The organism is Paraburkholderia phenazinium, from assembly GCF_900142845.1.
Taxonomy (GTDB): Bacteria; Pseudomonadota; Gammaproteobacteria; order Burkholderiales; family Burkholderiaceae; genus Paraburkholderia; species Paraburkholderia phenazinium_A.
In genome coordinates this window covers 3,880,969-3,897,616 of record NZ_FSRU01000001.1, presented here as the reverse complement: position 1 = coordinate 3,897,616, position 16,648 = coordinate 3,880,969, and the positions used below count along the sequence as shown (strand labels likewise).

Annotated in this window: 13 protein-coding genes and 1 pseudogene; 7 read left to right on the top strand and 7 right to left on the bottom strand. The window is 62.7% G+C overall.

Annotated elements, in window-relative coordinates; genetic code table 11:
* Positions 1-21: 21 nt before the first annotated feature.
* The 5 genes and pseudogenes from BUS12_RS16995 to BUS12_RS16975 all read right to left on the bottom strand — a co-directional run bounded on the left by BUS12_RS16995 (position 22) and on the right by BUS12_RS16975 (position 5,424).
* On the bottom strand, positions 22-579 hold the full coding sequence (locus tag BUS12_RS16995) for a MarR family winged helix-turn-helix transcriptional regulator (RefSeq protein ID WP_074296852.1): 558 nt from the start codon (positions 577-579) through the stop codon (positions 22-24).
* Positions 576-1,367 (bottom strand): SDR family NAD(P)-dependent oxidoreductase, encoded by a 792-nt coding sequence (locus BUS12_RS16990; RefSeq protein WP_074296850.1) that lies wholly within the window; start codon positions 1,365-1,367, stop codon positions 576-578. Before BUS12_RS16990 ends, BUS12_RS16995 begins: the two co-directional genes overlap by 4 nt.
* Positions 1,364-3,739, bottom strand: a complete 2,376-nt coding sequence (locus BUS12_RS16985; protein WP_074296848.1) for a bifunctional salicylyl-CoA 5-hydroxylase/oxidoreductase — start codon at positions 3,737-3,739, stop codon at positions 1,364-1,366. The genes BUS12_RS16990 and BUS12_RS16985 overlap by 4 nt, the downstream gene beginning before the upstream one ends.
* Positions 3,740-3,839: 100 nt before the next feature.
* A pseudogene (locus BUS12_RS39410) lies at positions 3,840-4,109 on the bottom strand (helix-turn-helix domain-containing protein); the annotation flags it as partial.
* A gap of 136 nt (positions 4,110-4,245) precedes the next feature.
* Positions 4,246-5,424, bottom strand: coding sequence for a LacI family DNA-binding transcriptional regulator (locus BUS12_RS16975; protein ID WP_253190100.1), 1,179 nt, complete (start codon positions 5,422-5,424; stop codon positions 4,246-4,248).
* A 116-nt stretch (positions 5,425-5,540) separates the two neighbouring features.
* Between BUS12_RS16975 and BUS12_RS16970 the strand changes: the two genes are divergently transcribed.
* From BUS12_RS16970 to BUS12_RS16940, 7 genes are all read left to right on the top strand, one after another.
* Complete coding sequence (locus BUS12_RS16970; RefSeq protein ID WP_074296840.1) at positions 5,541-6,533, top strand: substrate-binding domain-containing protein; 993 nt, start codon at positions 5,541-5,543, stop codon at positions 6,531-6,533.
* A gap of 131 nt (positions 6,534-6,664) precedes the next feature.
* Positions 6,665-8,236, top strand: a complete 1,572-nt coding sequence (locus BUS12_RS16965) for a sugar ABC transporter ATP-binding protein (RefSeq protein ID WP_074296838.1) — start codon at positions 6,665-6,667, stop codon at positions 8,234-8,236.
* Positions 8,229-9,242, top strand: coding sequence for an ABC transporter permease (locus BUS12_RS16960; protein ID WP_083640428.1), 1,014 nt, complete (start codon positions 8,229-8,231; stop codon positions 9,240-9,242). The genes BUS12_RS16965 and BUS12_RS16960 overlap by 8 nt, the downstream gene beginning before the upstream one ends.
* A complete protein-coding gene (locus BUS12_RS16955; protein WP_074296836.1) occupies positions 9,239-10,270 on the top strand; it encodes an ABC transporter permease in 1,032 nt (343 codons plus the stop codon). The genes BUS12_RS16960 and BUS12_RS16955 overlap by 4 nt, the downstream gene beginning before the upstream one ends.
* Positions 10,267-11,142, top strand: a complete 876-nt coding sequence (locus tag BUS12_RS16950; protein WP_074296835.1) for a sugar phosphate isomerase/epimerase family protein — start codon at positions 10,267-10,269, stop codon at positions 11,140-11,142. Before BUS12_RS16955 ends, BUS12_RS16950 begins: the two co-directional genes overlap by 4 nt.
* Positions 11,143-11,303: 161 nt before the next feature.
* Positions 11,304-11,924: a nucleoside/nucleotide kinase family protein gene (locus tag BUS12_RS16945; RefSeq protein ID WP_074296833.1), complete on the top strand. Its 621-nt coding sequence runs from the start codon at positions 11,304-11,306 to the stop codon at positions 11,922-11,924.
* Between the two features lie 55 nt (positions 11,925-11,979).
* The gene (locus BUS12_RS16940; protein ID WP_074296831.1) at positions 11,980-12,954 is read left to right on the top strand and encodes an aldose epimerase family protein; all 975 of its coding nucleotides are present in this window, start codon (positions 11,980-11,982) and stop codon (positions 12,952-12,954) included.
* A 120-nt stretch (positions 12,955-13,074) separates the two neighbouring features.
* Here BUS12_RS16940 and BUS12_RS16935 read toward each other — a convergent pair whose 3' ends face one another.
* Positions 13,075-13,428 carry a copper-binding protein gene (locus tag BUS12_RS16935; protein WP_074296829.1) on the bottom strand — a complete coding sequence of 118 codons (354 nt, stop codon included), beginning with the start codon at positions 13,426-13,428 and terminating at the stop codon, positions 13,075-13,077.
* Entirely contained in the window at positions 13,425-16,643 is a 3,219-nt protein-coding gene (locus BUS12_RS16930; protein ID WP_074296827.1) for an efflux RND transporter permease subunit, read from the bottom strand. Before BUS12_RS16930 ends, BUS12_RS16935 begins: the two co-directional genes overlap by 4 nt.
* Between the last annotated feature and the right edge of the window lie 5 nt (positions 16,644-16,648).

The window sequence follows — 16,648 nt, the reverse complement described above, 5'->3', positions numbered from 1 at the left end:
TCTCCTCCAGTTCGGTGCCGCTCAACCCTTGAGGTTGTCGAGCAGATGTTTCTTGAGCTTGCCCAGACGCTGATGCGTGCGCGACTTCTCGTCGAGGCTCAGGCCGCCGAACATTTCGACGACCCACTGTTCGTGCGCTACCGCCATCCGGTCGAACTGCGCGCGGCCGTCGGTTGTCAGACGCACGCTGATCGAGCGGCGATCGTTTGGATCCGCATCGCGCACGACGAGGCCTTCCTTTTCGAGCTGATCGGTAATGCCGGTTACGTTGCCGCCCGTCACCATCAGACGGCGCGAGAGCTCGGTCATCTTGAGCCCCTCGGGATGGCGTTCGAGCTGAGCCATCAGGTCGAAGCGCGGCAGCGTCGTGTCGAATTCGTTGCGCAGCCGCTTGCGCAATTCGGCTTGCACGAGGTTGGTGGTGGTGAGCATGCGCAGCCATAGACGCAGGCCCATATGGCTGTCGGCGCCGGTGCTCATTTCCATGTCGACCACGTTCTCGGCCGGTTTGGCGACGCCTTTGCGCAGTGCTTTCGCTTCTGTTGAGGCGGGCTTTTTAGCGCTGGTTGCACGAGTCATGTGACTTCTCCCCCGGAGACGGAAATGGATTGGCCGGTGATCGCGGCAGAGCCGGGCATGCACAGCCACAGCGCGGCATTGGCGACTTCTTCCGGCGCGACAAAACGCTGTTGCGGGTTGTTGCGCAGCAGGATGCGGCGTGCTTCCTCTTCGCTGCGCGAGGTTTTGCTGGTGATCTGGTCGAGCGAGGCGCGCAGCAGTTCGGTCTCGGTGTAGCCGGGACAGACTGCGTTGACGGTCACGCCTTTGGTCGCGACTTCGAGCGCAAGCGCACGGGTCAGGCCGATCACGCCGTGTTTGGCCGCGCAATATGCCGCGACGTAGGCATAACCTGTCTGCCCCGCGGTGCTCGCGACGTTGACGATGCGACCGTAACCGCGTTCGAGCATGCCAGGCAGCACGGCGCGCGTGCATAGAAACACGCCGGTCAGGTTGACGTCGAGCATGCGTTGCCAGAGGGCGATATCGGTCTGCGCGAACGGGGCGGCTTGCGCCTGGCCGGCGTTATTGATCAGGATGTCTACCGAACCAGCCTGTTCGAAGGCAGCGGCTACGGCAACCTCCTGTGTGACGTCTACAGCGATGCAGGCGATGTCGCCTGCTGTGCCTGAAAGGCTTAGCGCGTTCAACGCATCGCGCTGCGCAGCAAGACGTGCCGCGTCGCGACCCATCAACGTGACGCGTGCGCCGGCACGCACCAGCGCTTCGGCAGTGGCCGCGCCGATCCCGCTGCCGCCACCGGTGACGACGGCATGTTTCCCGGCCAGCCCGGAGGTCTCTGTGTTCACACGGTTCCTTCTGCGCGTTGTGCGCGTTCTTGCGGTGAGAGCCCCGCGTTCGCTGCGACCTGCGCGCGTTCGCGTTCGAGGTTGCGTTCCAGCTGCGATTTCGCCGCCGTGTATTGCTTTGGCCACATCACATCGAAGTAGCCGATCTTCGCGGCTTCGTTGAGCGTCCACGACGGATTGGCCAGATGCGGTCGCGCCACCGCGCAGAGATCCGCGCGGCCGGCGGCGATGATGCTGTTCACGTGATCGGCTTCGGAGATCGCGCCGACGGCGATCGTCGCAATACCGGCTTCGTTGCGAATGCGGTCGGCGAACGGCGTCTGGAACATGCGGCCGTAGACCGGCTTTTCGGCCTTGCTGACCTGGCCCGAGGAGACGTCGATCATGTCGGCGCCTGCTGCCTTGAAGGCGCGCGCAATTTCCACTGCGTCGTCCGGCGTGGTGCCGCCGTCCACCCAGTCGTGCGCGGAGATGCGCACCGAGATGGGCTTGTCCGCGGGCCAGACCTTGCGGATCGCCGCGAAGATTTGCAGCGGATAGCGCAACCGGTTTTGCAGCGAGCCGCCGTATTCGTCGCTGCGATGATTGGTGAGCGGCGAGAGGAAACTCGAGAGGAAATAACCGTGGGCGCAGTGCAGTTCGAGCCAGTCGAAGCCGGCCTCAACAGCCATCTGCGCCGAGCGGACGAATTGCGCTTCGATTTCGCGCAGATCTTCGCGGCTCGCTTCACGCGACCATTGACTGACGCCATGCAGATACTGCTGCGGCGAGGCCGACACTAGCGGCCAGTTGCCTTCCGGCAGCGGTTGATCAATGCCTTCCCAACTCACGCGTGTGGATGCTTTGGCGCCGGCGTGCCCGAGCTGCATGCCGATCTTCGCGTCCGATTGCGCGTGCACGAAATCGACGATGCGCTTCCACGCGGCAAGATGCGCCGGTGCGTACATGCCGGGGCAGCCGGGGGTGATGCGGGCCTCCGGCGATACGCAGGTCATCTCGGTCATCACCAGGGCGGCGCCGCCCATGGCGCGTGCGCCGAGATGCATCAGGTGATAGTCGCCCGCTACGCCGTCGACGGCGGAGTATTGCGCCATCGGCGACACGACCACGCGGTTCTTGAGCGTGACGCCGCGCAGCGTGAAGGGCGTGAACATCGGCGGCACGGAATGTTTGGCCGGCGCGCGTTCGATGCCCGAGCGTGTTGCGAGCCAGTCTTCGAATGCCGACAGGTAGTGGGCATCGCGCTCCCGCAGGTTTTCGTGCGAGATGCGTTGCGAACGCGTCAGCAGCGAATAGGCGAACTGTTCCGGCTCGAACGACGTATAGCGGTCGACATGCTCGAACCACTCCGTCGAGTTGCGTGCGGCGTTCTGGATGCGCAGCACGCCGACGCTGCGCACTTCGGTGTAATGCTGGAGCGCGGCGGCGAGATCACCCGGATGTTCGCCGATGCTGTTGGCAAGCTCGATCGAATCCTCAAGCGCGAGCTTGGTGCCCGAGCCGATCGAGAAGTGGGCCGTGTGCGCGGCGTCGCCCATCAGCACGATAGGCGTGGGCCGCGCGCCGTTGGCGTTGCTGCGCCAATGCACCCATTCCTGATTGACCACGCGCGGGAAGCGGATCCATTGCGACGAGCCGCGCAAATGCGCAGCGTTCGACAGCAAGGGGTGGCCGTCCAGATACTTTGCGAACAGCTTTTCGCAGAAGGCGATGCTGTCTTCCTTGCTCATTTCGTCGAGACCAGCGGCGCGCCAGACGCGCTCCGGCGTTTCGACGATGAAGGTGGAGGTCTGGTCGTCGAAGCGGTAGGCGTGGGCCTGGAACCAGCCCCATTCGGTTTCTTCGAAGGCGAAGGTGAACGCGTCGAAGAGCTTTTTCGTACCGAGCCAGACGAAGCGGCAATCGCGCATGTCGATATCCGGCTGGTAGGTCGCCGCATACTTCTGACGAATCGCGCTGTTGGCGCCGTCGCAGGCGACGATCAGGTCGGCTTCGTAAGCGGTGTCGTCCGTCACCTGGGTTTCGAAGACCAGCTTGACGCCGAGTTCCTCGCAGCGCGCCTGCAGGATGTTCAGCAGGCGCTTGCGGCCGATGCCGCAGAAGCCGTGACCCGACGAGCGGACCTGCTGGCCGCGGAAGTTGATCTCGATGTCGTCCCAGTGGTTGAAGGCGTCGAGAATTGCGTCGGCGCTTGGCGCGTCGGCCGCGCGCAGGTTGCCGAGCGTCTGGTCGGAGAACACCACGCCCCAGCCGAACGTGTCGTAGGGCCGGTTACGCTCGATCACCGTGACTTCATGCTGCGGGTTGCGGCCCTTCATCAACAGCCCAAAGTACAGGCCGGCCGGGCCTCCTCCGATACAGACGATGCGCATGCTGGTGCTCCGGTTGGATTCTGGAATGTAATTTAGTCCTCGATATTTTAGATGTCAAGTAAATGATGGGGGGAGGGAAGGGTTCTGGCACCGTATGCGGGCCTCGCAGCCTGTAGGCGTTGGGAGAGTCCCCAAACGCTTTCCGGAATTCTCGTCCGAAATGCGATGCATCTGAGAATCCACAGGAGGACGCGATATCGGTCACCGTCCTATCCGAACTGGTCAGAAGCCATGCTGCTGTTCGAATACGGAGTTGTCGGCCATACGATAGCGGTGCATCGCCCACTTCGCTGCCGAACAATCGCTCAAGCTGGCGCATCGACATCTCGAGTCGTTGCGCAAGTTCGCTGAGACTGAGAGGTTGGCCGATTACGCTTCAGACCTGCTGAAGACTGATTGCGGTTGCCGGATATGACCGCAATGGGTGACTCGGTCTATGACTATCTCGAACACGTCGGCAAACCCGTGTCGCGCGCGACGCAGCGCTTTAACGCGGCGTCTGTCCCTCAGCCGACGTACCCACTCTTGCTGCCCGGCTCATCTTCGTCGAGCATTTCGCCAAACCCCGTCGGCACCACCACAACCGGCCGGGCGCTAGCATCATGGCTGTCCGCGAGCGCGAACGCTTCGAGAATAATCTTCTGCACGTCCTGCCGCATCATGGTCACTTCAAACGGCAGATGCACCGCAAACGGATCCCAGTCAAAACACCCCACTACCGTGGACTGCCAGGCATCCTGCGGCAATCTGGACGCGAACTGAACCAGGCCTTCAAACGCGGTAATCGAATTCATCAGCAGGCCAGCGGGGAGCCTGCCGAGCGTGTCGTAACGGCGAGCCAGGGCGCGCCGCGAAGATGACGCGTCGTATCCAAAGCACTCCACAGCATCCGCCGCGGGACTGATCCCTCGAGCCTCAAAGGCATCGCGGTAGCCGGCAATGCGCATGTCCGTCGCGTATTCATCCGTGACGCCGCCAAGAAACAGCAACTCGCCGGGAGCATTGCCGCGCGCGACCATCTTGTCCATCAACGCATCGGCCAGCGCGCGCGCGCCGCCGCGATTGTCCGAGACGACCGACGGTGCGCCCGGGCCAGGCAAGTCGACATTGATGCACGGAATACCCGCTGCCGAGCACAGGTCGTCAAGCGGCGTGGGGTTGCGCACGCCGGCAATGAACAGCAACTCCACCTGCTGCGAGATGAGCGTCTCCGTCACGCTCAACTCCACCGCGGGATCGCGTTGAGTACTGACGACGATCGGGCACAGGCCCCGGCTCCTCGCATGCTCCTCGAAGTTCTCGGCCAGCCCCGCAAAGAACCGGTTGCGATAGTGCGGCAGGATCATGCCGGCTAGCCCCGAGCGCGACAGCCGCAGTCCGCGGGCCTTCATGTTCACGTTGTAGCCAAGCTGCTCCGCGCTTGCGAGGATCCGCTTGGCGGTGTCTTCCTTGATACGGTAGCGAGCCCAGGTGCCGTTCAGCACCATGCTCACCGCCGACGTCGAAGAGCCCGTCGCTTTGGCGATGTCATAAATTGTGGACTTGCGTCCTGAGCTGCTGCGGGCCATCTGCCTTTTACTCCAAAAGCACCATCGTTCACGTTCTGCAGACGGTAGACCTTCTGCCACGGGAAGCCATATTAGGGTATCTACTCGATTGACCATAAAGCTGAATCCATTCAGCATTTGTCCACCGAGTTGCTGAATGGATTCAGCTAAATAAGTTGAGGTTCGGCAACCGGCTCATTTCCCATTACTCATCTGGGCGTTTGGCGAAGCTGCCGGAGTCCAACGGAGGAGACATGTCAAAGAACTTCGTGCGCACACTGTGCGCAGGCATCGCCGCGTTTGCACTCGCGACAAGCCTGGCTTCGGCGTCGCCCGACAAGCCAGTCATCGGCATCGTCGTGAAGATTGGCGGTATCCCATGGTTCAACGCCATGGAGGCGGGGATCAAGAAACGGGCGGATCAGCTCGGCGTGAAAGCCTTCATGGTCGGCCCGACCAGCGCGGACCCGGCGCTGCAGGTCCGCGCGATCGAGGATCTGATTGCGCAGCACGTGGACGTGATCGGCGTGGTGCCGAACGATGCCAAGGTCCTGGAGCCGGTCCTGCAACGGGCGCGGGCGGCCGGCATCAAGGTCATCACTCACGAATCGCCGAACCAGCAGAATGCGGATTGGGACTTCGAACTGGCCTCGGTCAAGGGCTTCGGCGAAGCCTACGGCAAGCGCCTCGCTACCGCGATGGGCGGCAAGGGCGAGTATGCGGTCTTCGTCGGCTCGCTCACCGTGCCTTTGCATAACGCATGGGCCGACGCCGCGATTGCTTATCTGAAGGCCAACGATCCGGACATGAAGCTGGTCGGCGACCGCTACGGCGTGGCTGAAGACGTCGACGCCTCGCGCAAGACTGCGCTCGATCTGATGCGGGCGCATCCGGATCTGAAGGGCATTCTCGCGTTCGGCAGCCAGGGGCCGATCGGCGCGGCGCGCGCCGTCGACGAAACGCATAAGAAAGGCCAGGTGGTGGTACTCGGACCGTTCTCGCCTGGACAGGGCAAGCGTCTCGTGCACGACGGCATCCTGACCGGCGGCTATATGTGGAATCCCGAGCAGGCCGGCGAAGTGTTCGTCACGCTGGGCACGATGGTCGCGAAGGGTGAGCCGGTCAAGGACGGCACCAACATTCCGGGTCTGGGCGTCGTGCATCCGCAGGGTCACGACCTGATCGTCGACCAGTTGGTGGATCTCAACGCCAATACCGTTGACGATCTAGCGAAGTTAGGTCTCTGAAGCAACCGCAGTTGCAACCTGAGTTGTAGCCTTAAAAAGCAATGCGTGAGGGGCGGCCGGTCTGCCCTTCACCCGGCTGATGAACCGGACGACGCGTCAGGTCGCCCATCAGCCGCATTGGAGCATGTCCCATGATTTCAGCGGCTTCACAGGATCATCCCGCGCCTGAGCGGAGACACGCGGGCGCAGCAAGCGTTGCCGTCGTCGACACGCAGCGCACCGAGCTGCTCAAGCTCGACAACATCTCCAAGATATTCGGTGGGGTGAAAGCGCTCCAGTCCATCAAGTTCGACGTCATGCCCGGCGAGGTGCTGTGCCTCGCAGGCGAAAACGGCTGCGGCAAGAGCACGCTGATCAAGGTCATCAGCGGTGTTTATCAACCTGAGCCGGATGCGGTCATGCTGATGGACGGTCAGTCGATCGAAGGACTGGATCCGGCAAAGGCGCGGGAGCTCGGCATTCAGGTGATCTGGCAGGATCTCGCGCTGTTTCCCGAGATGACCGTCGCCGAGAACATCGCGTTCGAACAGAACCTCGGACCTCGTCCGCGCCTCGTCAACTACCGTCAGATGAAAGTGGCGGCGCGCCGTATCCTTGAGCGGCTGGGCGTGTCGATCGATCTGGGCCGTTCGGTGCGCTCGCTGTCCATCGCACAGCGTCAGATCGTCGCCATCGCGCGCGCGCTCGTTGCCGATGCGCGGCTGGTCTTCATGGATGAACCCACCGCGTCGCTCAGTCACGCCGAGACCGAGGCGTTGCTGAAGATCGTGCGCCGCCTCTCGGCTGACGGAATCGCTGTGGTGTTCGTTAGCCACCGGCTAGCCGAAGTGCTGGACGTGTGTACGCGCGTGACCGTGTTGCGCGACGGCCAATACGTCGGCACCTTTCCCACGGCCGGCATGACGCAAACCCGCCTCACGGAATTGATGACCGGTCGTACCTTCGACTACGCCGTACGCACGACTGACCTGTCCGCCGCGCCTGTTGTTCTGCAGGTAGCGGACCTGACACGACGGGGCGAATATGACGCGGTCTCGTTTGCTGTCAGGAAAGGCGAGATTCTCGGCGTCACGGGCCGCCTCGGCGCGGGGCGGACGGAACTCGCGTTGTCGCTGTTCGGAATGACGCGGCCGGGCGCAGGCTCGATCAGCCTCGACGGCAAGAAACTCTCGCTGGGCTCGAACCGCGACGCGATCCGCGCGGGTATCGCCTACGTATCCGAAGACCGGCTTCAGCTTGGCCTCGTGCAGCCGCAATCGATTGGCGACAACACCGTCGCCGCGGTGCTCGACGATCTGCTCGACGCCACGCGTCTGATCAGTCTCAAGAAGCGTGACAGCCTGATCACCGACTGGATCGAGCAACTGGCAGTGAAGATCGGCAAACCGGAAGACGCGGTCTCGACGCTCTCAGGCGGGAATCAACAACGCATCGTGCTGGCCAAGTGGCTGGCCACCAACCCAAAGCTGCTGATTCTGGATTCACCCACGGTAGGAGTGGACGTCGGCGCACGCGCCGGCATCTTCGCCATCATCCACAAGCTGGCTGCACAGGGCATGGCCATCCTGCTGATCTCCGACGAGATCCCGGAAGTCTATTTCAACGCCGACCGTATTCTGCACATGCGCAATGGCCGCGTCGTGAGGGAGTACGTGCCGGGCGCCACATCCATTGACCAAATCGAGCGAGACGTCCATGCCTGATCTGCGCAAACTCGGCATCGGTTCGATCGAGGCCCTGCTGATCCTCGTCATCGCCGTCATGGTGATCGGCCTTAGCTTGACCACGTCGACCTTCCTCACGCTGCCCAATCTGTTCGACCTGCTTAACCAGAGCTCGGTCAACATCATCTTTGCCGTCGGCTTGCTCGTTGTGCTGATCGCCGGCGGGATCGACATCTCGTTCGCGGTGGGCGCGTCCGTCGTCCAGTACCTGACCGCGTTGACGGTCATGCGGCTTGGCGGCGGCAACTGGGCGCTGGGCTTCCTGGCGTCGGCCGCGTTCGGCTTTCTGCTGGGCGCCATCAATGCTACGTTCATCTACCGGTTCCGCATCGTCTCCATCGTGGTGACCATCGCGACCTTCAACGTGTTCTTCGGCGGCCTGATGTTTCTGACGGGCGGTGTCTCCATCTACGACCTGCCGGACTGGTGGATGAACCGCGTGTCGTTGATCACGTTGAAGACGTCGAGCGGCGTTGCCGACCTCGCGCTGCCGGTTGCCGTGATGTTCGCGACGGTCGTGGCCACCTGGTTCCTGCTGCGGCGTACGACCACCGGCAGGCAGCTCTATGCGATGGGCGACAACCCGGAAGCGGCGCGGCGCGTCGGCATCAACATCGGCGCCATGCACTACATCGCCTTTGGCTGGCTCGGGATGATGGCCGGGATCGCCGGGCTGATGCAGGCGCACTACGTACAGGAGGTGGTGCCCAACGCGCTGTATGGCCGTGAACTGGACGTGCTCGCCGCGGTAGTGCTCGGCGGTGCGCGCCTGGGTGGCGGGCGCGGCACGATCCTTGGCGCGATTCTCGGCATTCTGCTGACCGCCATCACCGCGAACGGACTTAACCTGCTGGGCATCTCTCCTTACGCGTTCAAGATGATCATCGGCGCGGTCATTCTGATTGCGATTACCTTGTCGAGCGGCGGCTTCGCCAAGCTCGTCGGATCGCGCTTCGCGTCGCAACGTGTCAAGGCCTTCTCATGAAAACCTCTTCGTCGCAACGGTCCGCTATAGCGTTCGTGCCCGCTGATGTCGTCGGCCTGCTCGGCTTCCTCGCGGTGGTGGTTGTAGCCATGAGCTTCGCGTCCGACCGGTTCTTTTCCGCGGACACGTTTGTCTCGGTGGCGTTTCAGTTGCCCGAACTGGGGCTTTTCACGCTGGCGATGCTGATGCCGCTGATCTCCGGCGGCTTCAACCTGGCCGTGACCTTCACCGCCAATATCTCCGGATTGGCCATGGCCTGGGTGCTGCACGCGCACGGTGGCGCCGATGCCGGCGCGGGCGTGATCATCCTCGGCATCGCCGCGGCCCTGGCGACGGGCGCGGCATCCGGCTGGGTGATGGGCGCCATCATCGCGCGTACCGGCGCTAGTCCCATCCTCGTCTCCTTGTCGATGATGATTTTCCTGCGCGGCCTCGGCGAATTCATGACGCACGGTGGCGATATCTCCGGCTTCCCGCCTGCGGTTCTGGTGATGGGCAACGGTTTGCTGCTAGGCGTGCCCGTGCCGCTGTGGATCTTCGCCGGTTGCGCGGCCGTGTGGCACGTCGTCATGACGCGCTCGCGGCTTGGCTTTGCCACGCGCATGATCGGCTCGAATCTCGAGGCGACCCGCTACTCGGGCATCGCCACCACGCGTGCGGTTACCCGCATCTACATGCTGTCGGGTTTGATGTGCGGCGTCGCGGGCATCGTGATGCTGGCCAGTTTCAACTCGGTGCGCGTCGGTCACGGCGAGGCGTTCCTGCTGATTTCGGTACTCGCATGTTTCCTCGGCCGCGTTGATCCGTTCGGCGGGTTCGGACGCGTCGTGCCCGTGGTGATTGCGCTGGTCATCCTGCAGGTGATTGCCTCCGGCCTCAACCTGCTGGGCGCGAACCAACATCTTGCCACCGCGTTGTGGGGTGTGTTTTTGCTTGCCGTGATGCTCCTGCGTTGGGCGTGGGCAAACGGTTTCTTTCAGTCCTTGGTCCGCAGACGCGTGACCGCATCGGGAGGGGTTACACAATGAATACGCTTGGTGTTCACGCATTGGTATGGGCTGGTGATCTGACGCCGGAGTCGACCCGCAAAGTGATCAGCCAGACCAAGGCTGCAGGCTTCGACCTCGTTGAACTGTCGTTGCATGGGCCGAAGGTGATGGACCTGGCGCTCACGCGCGACCTGCTGCAGGAGCACGGCCTGAAAATTGGCTGTTCGCGCGGCCTGACCTTCGACGCGGACGTGTCCAGCGACGACTCGGCTTCGGTTGCGCGCGGCGTGGCGATGCTGGAAGAAGGCATCAGCGTGACGGCGGAACTCGGCGGCAATTACTTCGGCGGTATCCTGTATGGCGCGATGGGCAAATATTCCGCGCCGATTACGCCACAGGGACGCCGCAACGCGGTCGACTCGCTCAAGCGGATTGCGGATTTCGCGCTGAAGAAAAACGTGACCCTTGGGCTTGAAGTGGTGAATCGCTACGAGAGCAACCTGCTCAACACGGCATCGCAGGCGCTCAAGATGCTGGACGACGTCGATGCGCCCAATGTGGTGGTCCACCTCGATACCTATCACATGAACATCGAGGAAGCCGACTTCATGCAACCGGTGCTGGAGTGCGGCAAGCGGCTCGGCTATGTGCATATCGGCGAAAGCAACCGGGGTTATCTGGGTTCCGGCACCATCGACTTCGCGCAGTTTTTCCATGCACTCGCGATGATCGACTATAAGGGCGTGGTCACGTTCGAGAGCTTCTCTTCCGCGGTGGTGAACGAGCAGTTGTCCAATGCGCTGGCCATCTGGAGAAATATGTGGGACGACGGCATGGATCTGGCCAGGCATGCACGGAGTTTCATCGCCGACGGCATTCACGCTGCAGCCAAAGCGAAGGCTCACCACTGAGAGCGCGCGCCTCTATGCGGTAAACCAAAGCGGCCTATACAATTAGGATGCCGTATGGATAAGTATCGTCGTACGGTTTCCTGTTGTCATATTGCGCGGCATGCGGTATTTTTTGGAATGGCGACGCTAGCCGTCACTTCAAATAACTCTGGATTGTTTCGATGATCGAAGACCGCTTTCTCGCACGGCTGCAACACCTTATCGCTGACGGTCAGCGCCGCATTCTCGGCCTGGTCGGCGCGCCCGGCGCCGGCAAATCCACGCTGGCGGAGCAGATCCTCGAAGCGCTGCCCGGTCAGGCGGTGGTCGTCCCCATGGACGGCTATCACCTGGCGAATGTCGAACTCGAACGTCTCGGGCGTGCTTCGCGCAAGGGCGCCGAAGATACGTTCGACAGCGCCGGCTACGTCGCTCTGCTGAAGCGCCTGCGCGTTCAGCAGAGCGACGAGACCGTCTACGCACCGGCGTTTCGCCGGGAGATTGAAGAACCCATCGCCGGAGCCATTCCTGTCAGCCCGGATGTGCCACTCGTCATCACTGAAGGTAACTATTTGCTGCTGGAGCATGGGCACTGGAAGGATGTTCGCCCGCTTCTCGACGAGGCCTGGTATGTCGACGTCGATCCGGTGCTGCGGACGCAGCGGCTTGTCGCGCGCCACATGAGGTTTGGCCGCGATGAGGAGGCCGCCCGCAACTGGGTTCAGCAAACCGACGAACCCAACGCCGTCCTGATCGATTCGACGCGGCATCGTGCCGATCTGGTTTTCAACTGGTCGGAGTAGAAGAGGGCCGCAAGCTCGACGAACGATTGGGTCGCTAACCTGGAACGACGGCACGATGGATGCAATGCAACGGTGGACGCTGAAGTGGGCGCATGGAGAAGCGACCGCGCAGTCGCTGGGCGGAATGCTGGCGCCCGTGCGATTCGAACTCGGCGGCGGCCGGACCGTGTCGCCCTTGTACGTCGCTCCGTGGGGCGACGATGAACGGTGGCCGGGACTGCTTCGCGCCTTGCGCGGCGAATGGCCGTGTCTGCCGTTCGGCATGGTGAGGGCGCCTGATGCGCTACCGTCAGGCTTCGAGACTCGGAACGCCACGGATGTGTGGGATCACGGATACGGTGCGAATCACATGTGGCGACGGGTCGAACAGACCGCCCATCGGCTCTCGCTACGGATCGACTACCCGTCTGAGGGGGAGATTGAAAGTCTCGAGCGGACCATTGAAGCCGACCCCGACGCGCCGGCGCTGATCGTCTCCGTCACGGTTCATGCGCGCAGAGATGTGGTCTTACCGTTCGCGCTTCATCCCACGTTTGCAATACCAGACGAAGGCATCGAGGTGCTCGCCTGTCCGCATGAGGCGATTCACAGCTATCCGGTCCCGCAGGAGCCGGGCGTTTCCCGCATTTTGCCGAATCGCAGTTTCGCCTCACTGAAAGCGATACCCACCGCGACCGGTTTCATGGATGCGACACGCTTGCCGCTCCCCGAAAACACCGAGGAACTGCTGCAAATGGCAGGCTGTCGGCCACCTTTTGTCTTGCGATACACCGCGCAGCAGGCCGACGTCCTGCTCGACTGGAATCCCGAGGATCTGCCGGATGCCTTGCTGTGGATCAGCAACGGTGGACGCGCGTATGAGCCGTGGTCCGGCCGGAACTTCGCTTTAGGCGTTGAACCGGCCCAAAGTTTCTTCGATCTCGGACGTGTGGCGATGCCGCCCGCCGATCATCCGCTCGCGGCTCGTAAAGGCCTCGCGTTCAGTGCCGGCGTGCCACGCACCATCAGCTATCGATTGTCGGCGCGTTGATTCACGCCTCGCCCAGCAAGCGCGTGACGAGGTGTGCGAGCGTGCGCGCTGTCACAGCAACGCGTTAGCGGCAGGACCAGGCGTCGAGCCGCCAACGCATCGCTGTGCCACCGCCAACCGTTACTGCTTCACAAGCTTCACGACGGTCAGCGCTCCATCCACCTCTTCGACGCGCACCTTGACCTTCTCGCCTTCCTTGGCCTGCTTGAGCATCAGCGCATCCTTGGCCTTATAGGCCATCGTCATCGGCGACATGCCGATGTTCTTCAGTTCGCCGGCCTGAAGCGTCAGCATGCCGGTGGACGGGTCCACCTTCTTGACGATCGCATCGGTGAGCGCTGCGTTGTTCGACGCGCCGGTTTCCATGGCGCCGCCGTTCATTTTCATGCCGGCCATATCGTCCGCCGCCAGCGCCGCGCCGGCGAGCGTCAGACCGGTACAGAGCACAGCCGTCAGGGTAAGCAGTTTCTTCATGAGTTTTCTCCAGAGTGGGTTTGCGGCACGAGCGTGCCAGTGGGTACTACGTGAGGTTGAAGCGTGTCTTGCGTATCTGTTTTCATGCGAGCCATGCGGCGGCGTTGCAGTAACAACCAGGCGGCCGGGATGATCAGCATGGAGAGGAGCGGTGCGGTCACCATGCCGCCAACCATCGGCGCGGCGATGCGCTGCATGACTTCGGAGCCGGAACCATGGCCCAGCATGATCGGGATGAGGCCCGCCAGGATGACCGCGACGGTCATTGCCTTGGGCCGCACGCGCAGCACCGCGCCTTCGCGGATGGCGTCGATCAAGGTGGCTTCGCTAAAGGGCGCGCCTTCGTCGAGGCGGCGCGTGAGCGCGCTCTTCAGATAGAGCAGCATCACGACACCGAATTCGGCCGCCACGCCCGACAACGCGATGAATCCCACCGCCGTGGCGACGGACACTGCGTGCCCGAGCATCCAGATCAGCCAGAACCCTCCCACGAGTGCAAAGGGCACCGTCGACATCAGCAAGAGCGCGTCGGCGGCCGAGTTGAAGGTCAGGAACAGCAGCACAAAAATGACCGCGAGCGTCACCGGAATCACGGTTCGCAACTTCGCAGCCGCGCGCTCCAGATATTCGAACTGACCTGACCACGCGATCGAATAACCCGGTGGCAATACAACCTGTTGCGCAACCGCGATCTGCATGGCCTTTACGGCGGATTGCAGGTCGGTATCGCGAATGTCGACGTAGACATACCCCGACAAGCGAGCGTTTTCGCTGCGGATCATGGGCGGACCATCCGAGATCCTGATCGCAGCGACGTCGCCGAGCGTGATCTGGGCACCGCGGTCCGTGACGACCGGCAACTGACGCAGGTTGTCGACCGAGTCGCGGATTTCACGCGGATAGCGAATGTTGATCGGAAAGCGCTCGCGACCCGCGATCACCTCGCCCACGTTGTCGCCCCCCACCGCAGTCGAGACGACGGACTGGATGTCGGTTACCGAAAGGCCGTAACGGGCGGCCGCAAGGCGGTCAATGTCGACGTCGATGTAGTGGCCGCCGTTCAGGCGTTCTGCCAATGCCGACGTGACGCCCGGGACGTTCTTCAGGACGGACTCGATTTGCGTAGCAATCCTGTCGATCTGCCCGAGGTCCGCGCCGGAAATCTTGACCCCGACGGGCGTCTTGATGCCGGTCGACAACATGTCCAGACGATTGCGAATCGGCGGCACCCAGACGTTCGACAGGCCAGGTATCTTCACCCGCGCGTCGAGTTCATCCACCAGTTTCTCCGGCGTCATGCCCGGCCGCCATTCGCTGCGCGGCTTGAACTGGATGGTGGTCTCGAACATCTCGAACGGCGCGGGATCGGTCGCGGTGTCGGCACGCCCCGACTTGCCGAACACCGTCTTCACCTCGGGAACCGTCTTGATGAGGCGATCCGTCTGCTGCAGCAGTTCGGCGGCTTTGTCCGCCGAGATGCCGGGTAGCGCGGTCGGCATATAAAGCAGGTCGCCTTCGTCGAGCGGCGGCATGAATTCACCGCCGAGCTGCGAGACAGGAATCGCCGTCATGACGAGCGCCAGCACGGCCAGCGCGATCGCCACCCATGGCCGGCGCAGCGTTGCCTCAAGCAAAGGACGGTATAGCCGGATCAGCACGCGGTTGAGCGGATTGGCGTTCTCGTGCGGAATCCGGCCGCGGATCAGATAGCCCATCAGTACCGGCACGAGCGTGACGGACAGTCCGGCAGCGGCGGCTATTGTGTAGGTCTTGGTGAACGCGAGCGGCGCAAACAGCTTGCCTTCCTGGCCTTCGAGCGAGAACACGGGAATGAACGACAGCGTGATGATCAGCAGCGAAAAGAACAGCGCCGGGCCGACCTCGGCCGCCGACTGTGCGATCAACTCCCACCGCCGGGTGGGGGTGATCGGCGTGTCGGGGTGCTGATGGTCGTACGCCTCCAGATGTTTGTGGGCGTTCTCGATCATCACGATCGCCGCATCGATCATCGCGCCGATCGCGATCGCAATGCCGCCCAGGGACATCAGATTGGCGTTGACGCCTTGATAGCGCATCACGATGAAGGCGGCCAGCACCCCAAGCGGCAGCGACAGGATCGCGACGAACGCGCTGCGCAGATGGAACAGAAACACCGCGCAGACCAGGCCGACGATGATGAACTCTTCGATCAGCTTGTCCTTGAGGTTACCGACCGCCCGTTCGATGAGCTGGGAGCGGTCATAGGTCGTGACGATCTCGACGCCCGGTGGCAGAGACTTTTTCAGCTCGGCGAGTTTCGCCTTGGCCGCTTCGATGGTCGTCAGCGCGTTCTTTCCCGAGCGCATCACGATCACACCGCCTGCCACTTCGCCCTCGCCATTCAGTTCGGCAATGCCCCGGCGCATTTCCGGTCCGATCTGGATGCGAGCGACGTCGCCGAGCAACACGGGGGTGCCCGCGTCGTTCGTGCGCAGCACGATGTGGCGGAAGTCGTCGAGCGAGTGCAGGTACCCCGATGAGCGGACCATGTACTCGGACTCCGCGAGTTCGACCACGGACCCGCCCGATTCCTGGTTCGCCTTGCCGATGGCATCCACGACTCCTGCTTGTGTGATGCCGTAGGCGCGCAGCTTGTCCGGATCCAGCACGACCTGGTATTGCTGCACCATGCCGCCGATGCTGGCTACCTCCGAGACGTCCGGCACGGCTTTCAGCTCGAACTTCAGAAACCAGTCGTTCAGGGCTCGAAGCTGGCCAAGGTCGTGTTTTCCGCTGCGATCGACGAGTGCGTATTCGTAAACCCAGCCCACACCCGTGGCATCGGGCCCGAGTGAGACCGTCGCGCCTGCCGGCAAACGGCTCTGCACCTGATTCAGATATTCGAGCACGCGCGAGCGGGCCCAATACGGATCCGTCTTGTCGTCGAACAGCACATAGACGAACGCGTCCCCGAACGACGAATACGCGCGGATGGTGGTGGCGCCCGGCACGCCCAGCAGCGTGGTGGTGAGCGGATACGTCACCTGGTCTTCGACGACTTGCGGCGCCTTGCCGGGATACGAAGCCTTGATGATGACCTGGGTATCGGAGAGATCCGGCAGCGCATCGAGCGGGGTTTGCGTCACCGAATACACGCCCCATGCGGTAACCAGCACGGTGGCAAGCAGCACGAGGAAGCGGTTGCCAATCGACCAGCGAATGATGCGTGCGATCATTGCGC